Source organism: Bacteroidota bacterium, assembly GCA_018698135.1.
Lineage (GTDB): Bacteria > Bacteroidota > Bacteroidia > CAILMK01 > JAAYUY01 > JABINZ01.
The window spans coordinates 1-16,243 of sequence record JABINZ010000169.1 but is presented as its reverse complement, the minus strand read 5'-3'; the positions used below and the strand labels follow the sequence as shown (position 1 = coordinate 16,243).

The following is a 16,243-nucleotide window of genomic DNA, read 5'->3' as shown; positions in this document are numbered from 1 at the left end:
GTTTTTTACCTAATCCGGGGCGATTGAAAGAATTCAAAGAATTAACAGGAAACAATCAGGAAGTAATCAATTACTTAAGTCCTCTTGATGAAGTTCAACAATTTATCAATCAAGTCGAAGGCATAGTTAGCTGCAGTATTCAAAATTATCTGGATCGAAAATTCAATCATCTCATGATTTCATTTGGATGTACGGGCGGGCAGCATCGATCCGTTTATTGCGCGAATCAGTTGGCCAAACACTTTGCTGATAACAAGCATATTAATCTCGAATTAAGGCATGTTGAAATGGAAATTCAACAAAAAATCTGACACATGAAAGGAATGATTTTAGCAGCCGGAGAAGGCAGACGATTGCGTCCATTAACAAATAACAAACCCAAAGCTCTTGTTGAAATAAAAGGTGTAAGCTTACTGGAAATACTGATCAAAAAATTCATCCAATTTGAGATTACAGATATTGTTATAAACACCTGTTATCTAGCTAATCAAATAGAAGAGTTCCTCACTAAACACAAAAATTTTGGAATCAATATTCAGCTTTCTAAAGAGGATGTATTACTTGATACAGGTGGCGGAATAAAGCAAGCAGGAAAGCTTCTGGGGCAAGAAGAAGACATTCTAGTACATAATGTAGATATTATCTCTAACATTGATTTCAACAAACTATCCGATTTTCATCAAGCATCGAATGGCATTGCATCACTTGCTGTTAGCCATAGGCAAGGATCGAGGTATTTTTTATTCAACGAACAAAAACATCTTTGCGGATGGACTAATGTGAGTACAAAAGAAGAAAAAATTTCGAAATCTGATGGAATTCTACACAAAATAGCTTTCAGTGGCATTCAAATAATTTCACCAAAATTGTTTCAATATATGCCATCTGAAAAGGTCTTTTCATTGGTGGATCTATATCTCCACGTCTGCAAATACGAAAAGATTATGGCTTACGAACATAATGCAAGTGATTGGTATGATGTCGGAAAAATCCAGGATATTGAGTTTATTAAGCAAAATGTTATGTTTTAGGAATATCCTTTAACTTTGGCACATTCAAAAACACAAATACATCAACATGTTTCAACATTCTGTTTTGATATTATTTCTTTTATTTAGTCATATTGGATTTTGCCAAACCAATGTGATTCCCATTGAAACAGAATCTGGTATGTATGCCTTATCCACCAACAACAAAATAACGAAAATTGAAAGTGTACACTTCAGCATGTATTTTCGTGAAAGTCAGGATAAACTAGTTTTAAACGAATGCTATTATAAAATTCGGATTGGGAACAATATAGCTTGTGATATCACATTAAAAGAAAGCACTGATAGCATCCTGATTAGCAGTCGCCTACGCTATATCGATCAGGAAGACAAACATTATTCAAAAGCAGAATTTGTAAGCACTTCCTATAAAAATGCTGAATTCATTTCTGTACAGAATAATTCAATAACAAGAATTAATTATTACGAAACCATCCCCGTTTATTTACTGATTGATTTTCCAATAGTCTACAGAAATAAAAATTATTTCCTTCATTTAAAACCAGATTTCATTTCTGAATAATCAGCTTTATCAAATATGAAATCAGCAAGAAATATGTAAATTTCACTTGATAATAATCCACTCAACCCTTTGATAAGCGAATATGAGGCATGTATTAATAATGATGTTAATTTATTTAGGGGCAATATTTCCTTTATTTTCTCAGGATTTTAATGCTGAAATCCGAACATCACAAAAGGATATCATTCTTAAAATGAAAGACACCTCTTTTAGAAATGCTTCTAAAGAATCAGCTGAGTACAACAGCCTTGATCCGGATGAAATTAGTGTTAGTAAACCTGCTGAAGGGTTTGAATGGATAGCTCCTTTTTCAGTTGAGGACTTGCGAACAAAAAAAATGAATGAAACAACGCTTAACGAATATGATTTGGCAGCACTTGTTTCTAACTTTACTGATTCATCTCAAATTGAGTTTATTGAGAGTCAAAAAGTTTACAAAGTAGAAAAAGAAAAGGGTGAATATTTCAAATTCATCATGGAAAAAATCAGGAAGGAAGAAAAAGAATCCTATACAAATATGTATAAAAAGGTGGAGAAGTTTAGTCCTGAACTTTTCAAAACCTATTATGTTGAACCAACTGACAAACCCGGTTTGCGAAAAATCCCTAAACTACCCAAAGGAACTAAAGTAGTATATGGTTTGAATTATGGTAAACGAAAGAAGAATAAATTAAACCTGCTTTATACTACAACAGCCTTTGTTGATTTAAGATTGCATGGACAAGAAATAGCAACGCTTACAGGAATTAAACGAAGTTTTAAGTATGACGAATCGTTTGAGATTGTGTATACCTATGAAATTGGCACCCCCGAAGAAGTTTATTTTTATTATACACTTTATGATGCAAATGATGGAAACACAATTGCTGAATATGAATATTCCATTCAAGAGGATAAAGCATGCAGTAAAGTAGTCCATGAAAAAATAGATGCGCTGACCCTTCCACCCGGGATTTATCTATTAACAATTGAAATGGAAATGATAAAAAACAGTGTGGACGAAAACCAATTATTGATGGAAGAGATTGAGATTGTGTATTAATGACCTCTTATTTAATCACTATAAAATGCTGTATGAATTGTTTGCTATCTTTGGTTTTAACAACTAAATAATATAATCCACCCTTTAATGATATTGACTCTTCAATTTTAACTACGCTAGTATACTCTTTTCGAAATACTTTCTGACCAATACAATTTAAAATTTCAACATCAACAAAGTTGTAAAACTTTCCCAGATTGATTTGAAATAGGTCAATAACCGGATTAGGGAAAAAAAGAAAATTACTAAATTCAGTGGAAAAAATATGATTTACAATGTCTACAACATCAGACGTATCTGAAAAACAACTATCGTTAGATACTACGACTCGATATATTCCATAACCGCTTACTTTTATAGTTTTAGCATTGTCAAAAAGTAAGGTGTCATTCCTAAACCAGTAATAATTTGAAGCAATATCATAACAGATAATTTCATCAGGTTCTTGAAATTTAATAATGGGCTTATTTGGTTTTCGGTTAACAATAATTTTCTTAGCTACTGAATCAACACATCCAAATTCTGATTCAGCATTTAGTTTAACAGTAAATTCATCCGCACGAGTATAAACATGAAATCCTGTTATAGTGCTGGCATGAGTACCATCTCCATAGTTCCAATTGTAATTCTTTGCATTTAAGCTCTCATTATTAAAAATAAACAAATGACTAAGAAAACACTGTGAACTATCATTAATTGTAAAACTTGCTTTTACATTTTCAATGTGTAAGTATTGAATTTCACTTGTATCAATAAAGATACTATCCCTTAATATATAATAGTAATATCCTGCATCAAGTAGTTCAGCATCAAATATGCCTAGAAAGTTTGTATCAGAAATAAGATAAAGTGAATCATTTTTAAACCAATAAACTGAATCATAAGGAAGTGATGAATCGATTGTCATTATCACACTTTCGCCTTTACATAAAGTATCTGAACTTGAATATATTTTACTTTGAGAAAACAGCTGGCAAGTACTGAGTAACACTAAACATATTAAAATGAATCGTTTTAGCATAGTAGTAATTTGAAAAAACCCTTAACAAATGTATAAATGTTTTCATAATGAATAAATATTATATGAATAATGTTAACTTAGTTTCGTGTTAAGATGTTAACATTTTTGCATATGAAAAAAATCATTCAACTTTTTGTACTCGTTATATTCTTTGAGATCATCTGTATTTCATCATCTTTTTCATCTCATATAATTGGTTCTGATTTATCTTGGAAGTGTGTTGGAAATGATAGTTTCCTTATTACACTTGAAATTTATCGTGAATGCAATGGAGTTCCCATTGGGAACGAATCAATTAATTTTTTAAATGCAATTAATGACACAACACTTTTTTCAGTTAGTATTATAAAACCGTCTTCAATAGATATAACACCAACCTGCAACATTGTTACAACAAGATGTCAACACAAATCAAGTCCTTTTGTATTTGGAATTGAAAAATATGTATATCAGAAAGTTGTGTCATTCTCTTCGATTGGAAATGTCTGTAATATTAGAATGGAATATTATCAATGTTGTCGCCCTGCTGGTATTTCAAATACTGAATATTGTTCATTCTTTACTTCCGCAGAATTGAATAGATGCTTAACACCATGTGATAATTCTCCTGTATTTACAAATGAACCTGCAACAATTGTATGTATAAATCAACATTTTATACAAAGTATGGGTACAATTGAACTCGACACACAGCATGGTATTGGTTTAATTGATTCACTTAGTTTTGAACTTGTACATCCCAGAAAAGAACGTAATGCATCATGTCCTTATAAAGGCTCCTATTCTGTTATTAGCCCACTCACGTATGATGGATTTCCAAATGATACTTTAACATTTCCACAAGGCTTCCATTTAAATCCTATTACTGGAGAAATACGATTTACTCCAACCAAAGTTCAAAACACACTATTATCAATAAAAGTAACTGAATGGCGTAAAATTAATGGAATTTATCAGGCAATTGGATATACACATCGAGAATTTTATATTCATGTTATTTCATGTCAACCAAACGCACCACCTATTCTCACAAATCCGATTACAAATATTTATGTTAATGCTGGGGATTCAATCAATTTAACATTGCAAACAAATGATCAAAACGCAAACGACTTTGTTGATATTTTTTATAATAATGCTTTGCCAAATGCTTCCTGGTTATCTAATAATTCTGTTAAGCATGGAAATGCAACTTTAGGATGGAAAGTTGATCAAAATTATCTTAGCTCACTGCCTCTAAGATTTACAGTACTTCTTAATGATAGTGTATGCCCTTTATTAGGACGTTCATCCTATGAGTTTTTATTATACAGAAGCGATTTTGCAAAAGATAGTATTAGTGTAATTGACTCAGGATGTGGCAACTACTTTTTTTATACAAATCTTGATACTTCTCTATATAATATTCACTGGAAAGGAAAATTTCAAAATGGATTTGATATTAAAGCTGGAGTTCTGGTACATCAATTTACAAAACCTGGTGAATACACAATTGGTTGTAAATATTATAAAAAAAGTGACACCTTAGTTCAATCAATAATGTTTAAGACTATAAAAATCTATCCAATTCCCGATGGATTTAATACAAAGGACGCTAGTTGTTTTGGAGGCACCAATGGTTCAGCTACAATATTACATACAGGAGGAACACCACCCTTCAGATATCTTTGGTCCAATGGTGATACATTACAAACTACAACAAATCTTGGTGAAGGATTATACTATGTTACAATAAATGATTCATGCAATTTACAATTTCATGATAGTGTCATTATCCTTGAACCTGGCCTTCATTCTATATATTTTGATTCAATAAAGCATGTTACTATCTGGAATGGAACAAATGGCTATGCGCGAGTTTCGGTTCATGAAGGAACCCCTCCTTTTCGATATGTATGGTCAAATGGAGATACAACAAACTACATTTACTTTCAGAAAGCAGGTAAATATTCAGTAATTGTCTCAGATTCATGCAATAATGCAGTCAGTGATACTGTTATACTTACCGAACCACCATACATTCCAATGAGTTCATTTTTCGACTCAATTCATCACAATATATGCTGGAATGGCAAAAAAGCATATGTAAGCATAATGGTAAATGGAGGAACACCACCTTATTCCTATAATTGGTCGAATGGAGATACAACCAGCTTTATCATCAATGTTGCAGCTGGTCATTATTCTGTGGTCGTTACTGATTCTTTTTCCGACACATTACATAGCGCAATTCAGATATTACAACCAAATCCCTTTTACACACGTACAGATAGCCTCACCCATATATTTTGCAGAAATGATAGTTCAGGATATATCAAGATCAAAACATTGGGAGACAATCCTCCTTTCACCCATTCATGGAATAATGGAACTCAAGGGCAAGAAATAAAGCATGCTAAAGCAGGGCTTTACTTCCTTAAAACATCTGATTCATTTGAGTGTGAAATTTATGATACTTTTGAGATAAAACAACCTGATTCCTTTATTATTACTGCTGATATTATTCAAAACATAGCTTGTCAGGGATCAAAAAATGGAAAGGCCAGAATAAACACAATTATAGGAGGAACTCCGAATTTTCAATTCTTGTGGTCAAATGGCGATACTTCAAGATTATGCGTTAAACTAGGACCTGGTCGACTCATAGCATTTGGCACCGATTTTTGTGGGAATTATTCCACTGACACCATCTATTTACAAGATGGATTACCCATAGGAAACAGACCAATAATTGGCAATAATTATACTGTAATTGATTCTGTTTTTGACTTTAGAACAGATTCTATTACAAACGCAAATTATTATTGGTTCATACAAAAGGGATTGATATTAGCTGGTCAGGGAACCTATAAAGTACAAGTAAAATGGCAAAACATAGGAATTGATACTTTATCAGTATTAGTAAATATAGATGGATATTGTAAAAGCACTTCTTATTATTACCCAAAAGTTACTGTCGGTAAAACTGAAATATCAAATGACTTCCCTGAATTTTACCCCAATCCAGCTTCAGAAATATTGAGAATCGATGGATTAAATAAGCTAGCAGTTTATACAATCCGAATCATAGATATCAATGGAAAGACATGTTCTACTCAACAAATTATGGGAGTAAATAATCTTGATATTGATGTCTCATATCTTGAAAGCGGATTGTATACAATTTCAGTCATTTCCGAAAGGAACTTCTACAACTCACTATTTATCAAAAAATAACTCCAATACATTACAACTTTTATTGGATAGAACACATGCTAACTTTAACACTTTCACAACATTAATCGTTCAGTTCCATGAAATTCAATATGAAAGTACTTTACCTTGTTCAATATTTTATATCTAAATTAATCCTTGATACAAACTCTAATTTCTTTCAAATTATAACATTATGAACCTGATTAAAGCATTCATTATTTCTCTTCTGTTATTTCTAAACTTTCAATTAACAGCACAAGTCAGAAATTATACCTTTCAGGATACTATCACAGGTTTTAATCCGATTAGTGGTGGAACACAACATGGTTCTGCTACAGTTGATGATGCCAGTTATAGCGGACTAAGTATCGGCTTCAGTTTCCTCTTTAACGGACAAACCTATACGAAAATAAGTATCAATAGCAACGGTTACATTGCATTTGGCTCATCGATTGTTGAAACCTATAACCCAATTAGTGATCCGGATGGAACCGCAAACATCGTTTCTGCTTTAACCTACGATTTGAAGGGACAATCAAATGGTGAACTTAGATCTCAATCGATAGGAACAGCTCCAAATCGGGTATTTGTTGTGCAATGGTTGAACTTTAAAAGATATGGATTCAATGGCGATAGCCTCGATTTTCAAATCCGTTTATCGGAATCAACGAATAAAATTGACATTGTTTATGGGCGTTGTGAATTAGCTGGCTATACAAATTCTATCGATAATTTATTTGAAGTGGGCTTAAGAGGATATAGCAATACAGATTTCAGTAATCGAAAAATCGGAAATTCAGATAATTGGAGCAATTCAAAAAATGGAACAAACAACAGCGACAGATGCCGAATAACAAGCAGTATTTCTCCTCCCCCAGGTCTATCATATTCATGGGAAAAAATCATTTATCAGCATGATGTGTCGATTGACCAGATCATCACAACTTCTGGCTGTGGAGCAAGTTCTTCTGAGGATATTTCTATTCGTATTAAAAATAATGGAATTCAAACCCAAAACACAGTTATAGTAGGCTACCAAATCAATGGGGCAAATGCGGTAATTGATACATGTACGCAGTCTATTGCTTCAAATTCTAGTATCCTATTTTCATTTTCGCAAAAAGCAGATTTCTCATCCTATGGCAATTTCGAAATTACAGCTTGGTCGAGCTTGGCAACTGATACATTTTATGCGAATGACACCTTATTTGCCCACACGCTTTTTTCAACTCCTTCTATTGATTCTTTTCCGTATTTCACAAACTTTGAAAATAATGCGAGCTATTGGCATAGTGGAATTATTACCAGCACCAATCCATGGGAATGGGGAGCACCTGCCCAAACAAAAATTAATTCAGCATATAGCGGAAGTAAGTCATGGATGACCTATTTGGGATCGAATTATCCCGATAATTGCCAAAGTTATTTACAATCTCCCTGCTTTAATTTTTCTGGTTTTGCAAGCCCTAGCTTATCTTTTTACATGCGACTTGAAACAGAAAACAAATGGGATCCGATGGTTGTAGAAGCAAGTACTGATCAGGGGCAAACATGGAAAAGAGTAGATAGTTCTAACACCAATTTTTACAATGCTACAAACACTGGAGGACCTTTTGCCCCTCCTTATTTTAGTGGGAGTAATTCCTCTTGGACAAAATACACAGCTAGTTTAAGTGATTTTGGCAACGAAACTTCAGTGAAAATTCGCTATCGCTTTTTAGCGGATGGATCAAGTAATGATGAAGGCATTGCCATTGATGATATCAAGATTTTTGCACAAACCGATATTGCTTTAATTGGATTGTTTTTACCGGCCGACAGTACATGTGGAGACAGCATGCAGGATGTTTATATTATTGCCAAAAACATCGGTGCAGGAAAAACGTACAACATCCCCTTTCGGGTTCAAATTTCAGGACCGCTTACAAAAACCATTAGCAAGTCAGTAAATATTTTGAATGCAAATCAAATCGATACGCTCTGGATAGGAACTTTTAATTCCACTGTAGGTGGTCAATTCCAATTCAAATGCTTTTCTCGCTTTGGTAGTGATGACAGAAGAGGAAATGATACGATTTGGGCAAGCAGGTATATTTACCCCACTGTTCCTCAGGGAGGAAAAATAATTCCTTATTTCATTAACCACAAAACCATATTTAATGCAGGAACAGCAGCCGATCCTGACATTTCTTGTCATTCAGATACCAGCTACTATACATTTCAATTACCAACTGGTTTGAGCTGGAACGACTATGGAACTGCTTGGACAATTAGCGATGCAAAAATTGAAACTGAATTCGGACAATGGCCCATTATGAAATACATTAGTGATCCTGCACAAACACATCAAATGCTATTTTTGCTTATTACAACATCTTACGATACGGATAGCCTTTTCAGAATTAGCTTAAGCTTGAATCTATCGAATGGATGTAGTCGTGAATATGAGCATTACCTGAAAGTTGGAGAAAATATAAGTCCTGAGTTTTCAGTGAACAATACATGTATGGGCACTTCCAGTCATTTTGCCAACCTCTCAACAGTTTCCTCAGGAAACCTCAACTATCATTGGGATTTTGGGAACGGTGACACTTCAGTTACTGCTAACCCTGTTTACTCCTATGCTATTGCTGACTCTTATAACGTAAAGCTTATAGCCACAGCCACTTCTGGCTGCACTAATGATTATAACGCACAAGCAATTGTTCATGAATCGCCTTCTGTTTCGTTTAACTTAAATGATATGTGTGTTAACGATACAGCCTGGTTCATTAATCAGACTCCATCGCTTTTTGATACGATTAACTTTTACTGGGATTTTGGAAATGGACTATTTTCAACTTCCTATAATGGCTTTTCATTTTATGACAGTGGTCAATATTGGATTACATTAAAAGCTTTAACTAATCATGCATGTTCCGATTCAATTAGCAAATTATTAACTGTTTATCCTTTGCCTATTATTGACTTCACTACCCATGAAATTTGCCTTGGCGACACGGTCTTTATGACAAATTCGTCAATCGATCCTTGGGGAAATGCACTAACATATCATTGGCATTTTAACAAAACAGATACATCTACACTGAAAGAGCCATATTTTATTCCAACAACATTTGGAAACTTTGACATCAGACTATCTGCTTTCTCAGATAAATTATGTTCAAAATATCTGGTAAAATATGTGAATGTAAATGCAATACCTCAAGCTGACTTTAACTACTTAATGCCTCAGCTTTGTTTGGGAGATACATTGAAAATAAACAATAACTCTTCTATTGCCAGCAGCGACACTTTGAATTTTAGATGGGAATATGGTTTACAGGATACATCCACAGTTTACAGTCCGATTGTCGTTCCTGATACAATGGGAAGCTTTAGTATGCAATTAGTTGTTCAATCAAATAAACAATGTGCAGATACCATCAGCAAGCAGATTCAGGTTTATGAGAAGCCCTATGCCAACTTCACTATCGATAATAAAACCATCTGTTTTGGAGATACCTTAAAATTCAGTAATTCATCATTTATTTCCTCTGGCGACACACTTCACTATGTCTGGCTATTTGATGGGATTGATACATCAAGCAAAGAGAATCCAAATTATAAACCAACTGTTGATGGATCAATTGACATATTGTTAACCAGCATATCAAGTTTTGGATGCTGGGATACAACTAAACAAACAGCTATTGTTTACGAATTACCTGATGCCAGTTTTACCAACACTATACAAACGCATGGCTTAGTTGACTTTATGCCAAACGACACCAACCTCCTCTCCTATCTTTGGTTTTTTGGAGATGGAGATAGTAGTACAATAAAACTAGCAAGTCATACCTACAAAATTGATCAGGAATACAAGGTCAATCTCATTGTCAGCAGTATTGAAAGCTGTATAAATAAAGACTCCTCTTTCATTAATATTACCGGAGCAGGAATTGTTAATTCAACTTATCTGGATAATTTTAACGTATATCCAAATCCTTTCAAGCAGTCTGTTGAAATTGAGTTTACACTTACTCAGCCTTCCGAACTCAATTTTCAATTGTATGATTTACATGGCAAAATGGTTTTCAATGGTAAATCTAAGCTATACCCTTCAGGAGCTAACAAAGAGAAATTAGCTGTAGATAAACTAGCTTCAGGCAATTATTTTATTCGGATTGTTAATGCTGAAAACCAAGTTGTAATGAAAATGATTACAAAAACAAAGTAATTCCCCAACCTTTAAGACCTAATAGGTTGATTCAAACCTGTTAGGTCGAATAAAACCTGCTAGGTCGTGTCAAGCCGGTTATGCTATTTAAAACTATTGGGTCAAATTTCTACCCACTCAGAATAGTTAGTGGTTCTTTTTTCAGGTGTAATATTTGCTTTATTTGCATATAAAAAACACAAATGAAAAGATTTCTTAGCTTCCTCATTTTACTATTCATTTCTTCATTGCTCTATTCACAATCATTAACAGAACAATTAGGTGGCATTAAAAGCAATTATATTATTTCAAGTAATAATGAAATTGTTGAAGTTGCCAGTCAGTTTATTATCAAAAGAGGCAATTATGATTACACCTATTTGAGCGAAGGTGGTTTCGGCTATGGTTACGAATCCTATTGGCTAGAAATACAGTTGAATACGAACATAAAACCTATTGAAAAAGAAAGTAGTAATAAGCGCAGACACTTTACCATTTCACTTTTCGATAAAAATAATCAATTGCTATTAAGCAAAAGCTATTGGATTTCTGAAGATCAAAAGGTCAAAAGTGAGCATTTAGACACCTTAAACCAGCAATATTTTTCACTAAATTTAGTAGATATACAAATCGTATTGTTAAATAATGTGAGTAGAATTGACATAATGGAAGTGTTTGAAAACAAAGAAAAGACGAAATAATTAGTTCAGCCCTACCTCTCTCCCATAAAATTTTCGACCTAACAGGTTGAAAAAAACCAGTTAGGTCAAATTTTATTCATTTTAAACACATTTCTTTCAACTCCAACTCAGTTCCATCGAACACATTAATATCTACTCGTCCGTTAACACCAGCAACATGACCTCTTTCGGAGTATTGCCAAAACAACCACTTGGCAGTAGATGGTTTTTTAACTCGATTATAATTCGCAACCCACAAACCATATTCTTTAAATTCTGATCGCAAATATTGCCTATAGAAAGCTGAACCAGAATAAATAACGGGCTTAATACCATAATGCTTCTCCACGATGTTTAACCAATTGCTTACTCCTTTTTTCAGGTTAGCAACTGATTGTGTGGTTGATAATTTTTCAATATCTAATATAGGGGGGAAATCTCCTTCTTCGAGTTTTACCGTATTGATAAAATTCTCTGCTTGCTGGGTAGAATTTTCATTGGGTCGGTAATAGTGATAAGCACCGCATACAAAACCTTTCTTTTGTGCCTTTGCCCAATTTCTTTCAAAATACTTGTCCACTTTGTTATGCCCAGCTGTTGCCCTGATAAAGGTAAATTTTATTGGATGTTCACCAAAAATATTCTCAACTTTACGCCAGTCAATCCGACCTTGATATTCTGAAACATCCAGTCCATAAACATCCCATTGCGCAAACAGTTTGTCAAATTCGTTGGGATGATTCCTGACAAGCTCATAGGTTTTGTAAATAATTCGGTTACCATATTTATAACCAAAATATGCAGCAAATAATAGCATGGCAGCCGAAATCATTATAATGGAAAGCAAACGTGGTCTGAGATTTCTTCTACCAATGCCTTTTTGTGATTTTCCACAATGAGGACAATAATTAGCGTTTGTATCTATTGAGCTTTTACAAGAAACACATAAATGTTCAGACGAAGAATTTTCCATATACATTTTGCCTAGAGAGATCAATTTTAATGGAATCAAAAATAAAGGAAGATGAAGATTAAAAAAAATCTTTTGCAACCATTGTGTTCTTTTATTCGTCCTACTTTTGATTGCTTCAAAACATTTTTAATTATCGAAAATTACATAACAGAAAACTGTATATTTGATCTTGTTATCTATTCTTTTTGATTTAAAACTATTCCATATGACGCACTTTAAAAGTCATCAGAAATTCAGATGTATTGTTTTTGTTTTTCTATTTTCAATTATTTACTTTTCTTCAACAGCACAATGTACGTTACAAGCCGATAAAACCACTGCATGCCTAGGAGATAATATTAGATTCTCTATACCAGCTACAACTACCTTTAATGCCATAAAATGGGTATATGGAACAGGCGATACAAGCTTACAACCTACATCTGTTACAAATTATGTGTACGATACATTTGGTGTTTTCACGGCTAGTGTAACACTTTACAACAGCGATGGCTCTGTTAAATGCGGACCCACTACATTAATCATAACCATCTACGATAAACCAAAAGCAGACTTTATATTACCCTTGACTGATATCATGTGTTTTGAACAGAATCTTTTCTGTTTTAAAGACAATTCCAAACCAGGTGTTTTCACCGGGGCTCCAATCAATTCTTATCACTGGGATTTTGGAGATGGAGTTTATAGTAGTACTATAAAAAACCCTTGTCACTCATATCATGTGGATGGCACCTTTGCAACTATTTTGACAGTAACGGATACGAATGGTTGCTGGGACACAGCAATGAGACCAGCAAGTATTACTGTACTTCCTAAACTGAATCCAAAATTTGAAACACAATTCATGATTAGATGTCCTGAAACACCAGTTACATTCAAGAATACAATGGATACAACTGGAAAGAATATTAAAGAATGGAGCTGGGACTTTGGAGATGGAACAGTCATTACCACAGATAATGATAGCCTTTGGGGAAAACCTCCATTTATCTACACTTATTCAAAAGATGGTACATTCAATCCGCAATTAAAAATTATAACATGGGATGGTTGTGTCGATAGCATAAAAAAGTTTTCAGGAGCTAAAAATATTTTCTATTATTTTGATATTGTCCAAAAATCAAATCCACCACAATGCTGGCAGGATAATGATTTGTGTTTCACTCAAAAACCAAGAAGAAATGCATACTATTGGAGATGGGATTTTGATGACCCACCGTCCATGTTATTAAATACCAATGATGAAGAATGGGATCCGTACCATCATTACAAAGCACCAGGGGTTTATCATATCAGCTTAAAAATATATGAACCAAACTGTATTCGCGATACAACATTCTGTGCATACGTTCCAATTGTAGGTCCACAAGCCATGATTAATATGCCTCCTCCTCCTGCCTTTCCAGCCAATGATCAACTTCAGGCAAAGCCGATCCCTGCATCCTACTGGCATAGCATGAGCAGTAGGTGCTTGAATCCTTCAGGAGACCCTGTTTATTATGTTAGCAGAACAACTACTACTCCTTTTCAGATTGGTCAAATTGACTCATTTTGTCATAGTTTACTCGATTCAGCGAACTTTGTAAATAATTATAAACCACATCCTTGCCTGACAGGAAATCCTCATCTTGTATCCAGAGATCTCCCTATTTCATCAGCTGCTAATAGCACAACTTTACTTTATGATGATGTGTTAGAAACCGGAAGTAATTGGTTGCCGGGTGATAATATACCTGCAGGTGTTCAGAATGGAAGCGTATATTTCCCCAAATCAGGGGGAGTGAATATACAGACCATGCACGATACGGATTTGTTTAAACACGATTGTTCAGGACCTAACTATGTGAGATTTACCAATAACTCCATTAAATATCGTTGGTATTATGCAATAGATGACAATCCTTTGCTTTATTTCCCGGTATTTGCATTGAAGCAAAGTGCAGGGACAAATCCTGATATGAAGTTTGATCAGTGTTATAATCCATCCTATCCCTGGGCAAGTGATAGCATGCAGTATTGGTGGGATTTTGCTGATGCAACTGCCAAAAACTGTACTTCTACTGTAGTTAAGCCCGATATGGATTGCAAATGGTCGAATGAAGTGCAACCATGGCATCTTTATAAAAACGATGGCTGTTATAGTGTGACTCTGTCTGTTACTGATACAATCACTAATTGTATGAGTGAAGCTTCTGTTAATATTGTTATGGAAGCACCTAATGCGGGTTGGGATGTTGCTCAATTTGGCATGTGGAAAAAAGACGTTCCAGCCATGAATTGGGCTAAACAATTAACTACATCACCAGCTGTAGGGAAGCGCGGACTCATATTGAACGGAATCCCTTGTGTAGGACAAAACTACCCTCAAATACCTTCTTTTAACGAAACACTTCCATCTTGCGCACGACAAACATGGTGGATGGTTTTTGATTCTGTAAATGACTGTTCAGCCACTTGCAGTGATACCACTAAACTGGATTTAGATTTGGATGGAATAGCTGAATCAATTGAAGTTCACAATACAATTAATTGTAATTGGATTGATGAAATGACCTTTATGATGATAGGTGGACAGTGGATATATGGCAATGGTGGTTGGAAAACCATTGGTCTTATTTTAAAAACAGGAGATTGTTTTGACACCTTCTTCTATCACGATTATAAATACATTGCACATTTAAATAGTGCGTTTAACATTAATGATCCATATAAATACAACAGCCAAACGGGCAAATATTTACCTATGGATTATTCTAATAATCAGCATTTACGCTTATGTCCAAATCAACAATTAATACTAAGTATTTCCGATACCAATCAGCTTGGGATAAGCAGCTTTAAGTTCTTTGCTGACAAGTATTTCCCCTATACATCGCCACAGTGGCCATCGGTATCGATGGAGGATAGCTTTAAACAAATAAAAGATACCATACGCAATTTATGTGATGCTCATAAGTTCGTTATTGATCCTTTTACAGGCAAGAAAATCTATACCGACTGTATCACGCATCCTGATTATACGCATAATGAAAAAACAGATTTCAGCTTTTTGCAAAGTTTATATAAAAAGGGCTATTTTGTTAAAGACACAATACTTCTGCTTACGCTAGCTGACACTTTGTTTATGAAACAAGATGGTGCTCCTAACATAAGCAATATAGAGCACGATTGGAGTATGACTGTACCCGGCAAATACCGTGTATATTCAAATATAAAAAACGTTTATGGATGCCAGACCGGAGCTAGTACAAATATTGTAGTCGGTCATTACGCTAATTTCGATGGAGACGATCTAGTAATTTGTGATAAGCCCGGTGGCGATACGGTTGTGTTTACACATGAAGTACGTTATTTTTGGGTCAAGCAAACTCCTTTTGAATCCGATTTAAATCCAAACGAATTCTGGGTAGATCCCTCAAATGCAAGTGGAATTTTAGGTCCTCCTATTAATCCAGCGCAATATGGAATAAGAGTGAATGCACCTTTAATCCCTGAAAAAGTAGAATGGAACTTTGGCGATGGAAGCGGATGGCATACCAATGCACTTCTTACTGATACCATC

10 protein-coding genes are annotated in these 16,243 nt (G+C 34.4%); 8 read left to right on the top strand and 2 right to left on the bottom strand.

The window, feature by feature from the left end; translation table 11 throughout:
• From HOG71_11350 to HOG71_11335, 4 genes are all read left to right on the top strand, one after another.
• The coding region (locus HOG71_11350) for a phosphotransferase enzyme family protein (GenBank protein ID MBT5991434.1) at positions 1 to 311 on the top strand (311 nt) is incomplete at its 5' end.
• Between the two features lie 3 nt (positions 312 to 314).
• Positions 315 to 1,031, top strand: coding sequence for an NTP transferase domain-containing protein (locus HOG71_11345; GenBank protein ID MBT5991433.1), 717 nt, complete (start codon positions 315 to 317; stop codon positions 1,029 to 1,031).
• 46 nt (positions 1,032 to 1,077) lie between these two features.
• Positions 1,078 to 1,572, top strand: a complete 495-nt coding sequence (locus tag HOG71_11340) for a hypothetical protein (GenBank protein ID MBT5991432.1) — start codon at positions 1,078 to 1,080, stop codon at positions 1,570 to 1,572.
• 82 nt (positions 1,573 to 1,654) lie between these two features.
• Positions 1,655 to 2,614 carry a hypothetical protein gene (locus HOG71_11335; GenBank protein MBT5991431.1) on the top strand — a complete coding sequence of 320 codons (960 nt, stop codon included), beginning with the start codon at positions 1,655 to 1,657 and terminating at the stop codon, positions 2,612 to 2,614.
• A gap of 7 nt (positions 2,615 to 2,621) precedes the next feature.
• Here HOG71_11335 and HOG71_11330 read toward each other — a convergent pair whose 3' ends face one another.
• Complete coding sequence (locus HOG71_11330) at positions 2,622 to 3,635, bottom strand: hypothetical protein (protein ID MBT5991430.1); 1,014 nt, start codon at positions 3,633 to 3,635, stop codon at positions 2,622 to 2,624.
• A 111-nt stretch (positions 3,636 to 3,746) separates the two neighbouring features.
• On the opposite strand from HOG71_11330, the gene HOG71_11325 reads away from it, so the two are divergent.
• The 3 genes from HOG71_11325 (at position 3,747) to HOG71_11315 (ending at position 11,729) form a co-directional block, all read left to right on the top strand.
• Positions 3,747 to 6,851 carry a T9SS type A sorting domain-containing protein gene (locus tag HOG71_11325; GenBank protein ID MBT5991429.1) on the top strand — a complete coding sequence of 1,035 codons (3,105 nt, stop codon included), beginning with the start codon at positions 3,747 to 3,749 and terminating at the stop codon, positions 6,849 to 6,851.
• A gap of 172 nt (positions 6,852 to 7,023) precedes the next feature.
• Positions 7,024 to 11,049 carry a T9SS type A sorting domain-containing protein gene (locus tag HOG71_11320; GenBank protein ID MBT5991428.1) on the top strand — a complete coding sequence of 1,342 codons (4,026 nt, stop codon included), beginning with the start codon at positions 7,024 to 7,026 and terminating at the stop codon, positions 11,047 to 11,049.
• Between the two features lie 182 nt (positions 11,050 to 11,231).
• Positions 11,232 to 11,729, top strand: a complete 498-nt coding sequence (locus HOG71_11315; protein ID MBT5991427.1) for a hypothetical protein — start codon at positions 11,232 to 11,234, stop codon at positions 11,727 to 11,729.
• A gap of 76 nt (positions 11,730 to 11,805) precedes the next feature.
• Here the strand turns inward: HOG71_11315 and HOG71_11310 are convergent, their stop codons facing one another.
• A complete protein-coding gene (locus HOG71_11310) occupies positions 11,806 to 12,681 on the bottom strand; it encodes a glycoside hydrolase family 25 protein (protein ID MBT5991426.1) in 876 nt (291 codons plus the stop codon).
• A 205-nt stretch (positions 12,682 to 12,886) separates the two neighbouring features.
• Between HOG71_11310 and HOG71_11305 the strand changes: the two genes are divergently transcribed.
• Positions 12,887 to 16,243: hypothetical protein (locus HOG71_11305; GenBank protein MBT5991425.1), on the top strand; the 3,357-nt coding region annotated here is incomplete at its 3' end.

Bases quoted from the DNA above. Each gene is read 5' to 3' on its own strand.
- HOG71_11335 (MBT5991431.1), top strand. From the start codon at position 1,655: ATGAGGCATGTATTAATAATGATGTTAATTTATTTAGGGGCAATATTT.
- HOG71_11325 (MBT5991429.1), top strand. From the start codon at position 3,747: ATGAAAAAAATCATTCAACTTTTTGTACTCGTTATATTCTTTGAGATC.
- HOG71_11330 (MBT5991430.1), bottom strand. From the start codon at position 3,635: ATGCTAAAACGATTCATTTTAATATGTTTAGTGTTACTCAGTACTTGC.
- HOG71_11320 (MBT5991428.1), top strand. From the start codon at position 7,024: ATGAACCTGATTAAAGCATTCATTATTTCTCTTCTGTTATTTCTAAAC.
- HOG71_11340 (MBT5991432.1), top strand. From the start codon at position 1,078: ATGTTTCAACATTCTGTTTTGATATTATTTCTTTTATTTAGTCATATT.
- HOG71_11345 (MBT5991433.1), top strand. From the start codon at position 315: ATGAAAGGAATGATTTTAGCAGCCGGAGAAGGCAGACGATTGCGTCCA.
- HOG71_11315 (MBT5991427.1), top strand. From the start codon at position 11,232: ATGAAAAGATTTCTTAGCTTCCTCATTTTACTATTCATTTCTTCATTG.
- HOG71_11310 (MBT5991426.1), bottom strand. From the start codon at position 12,681: ATGGAAAATTCTTCGTCTGAACATTTATGTGTTTCTTGTAAAAGCTCA.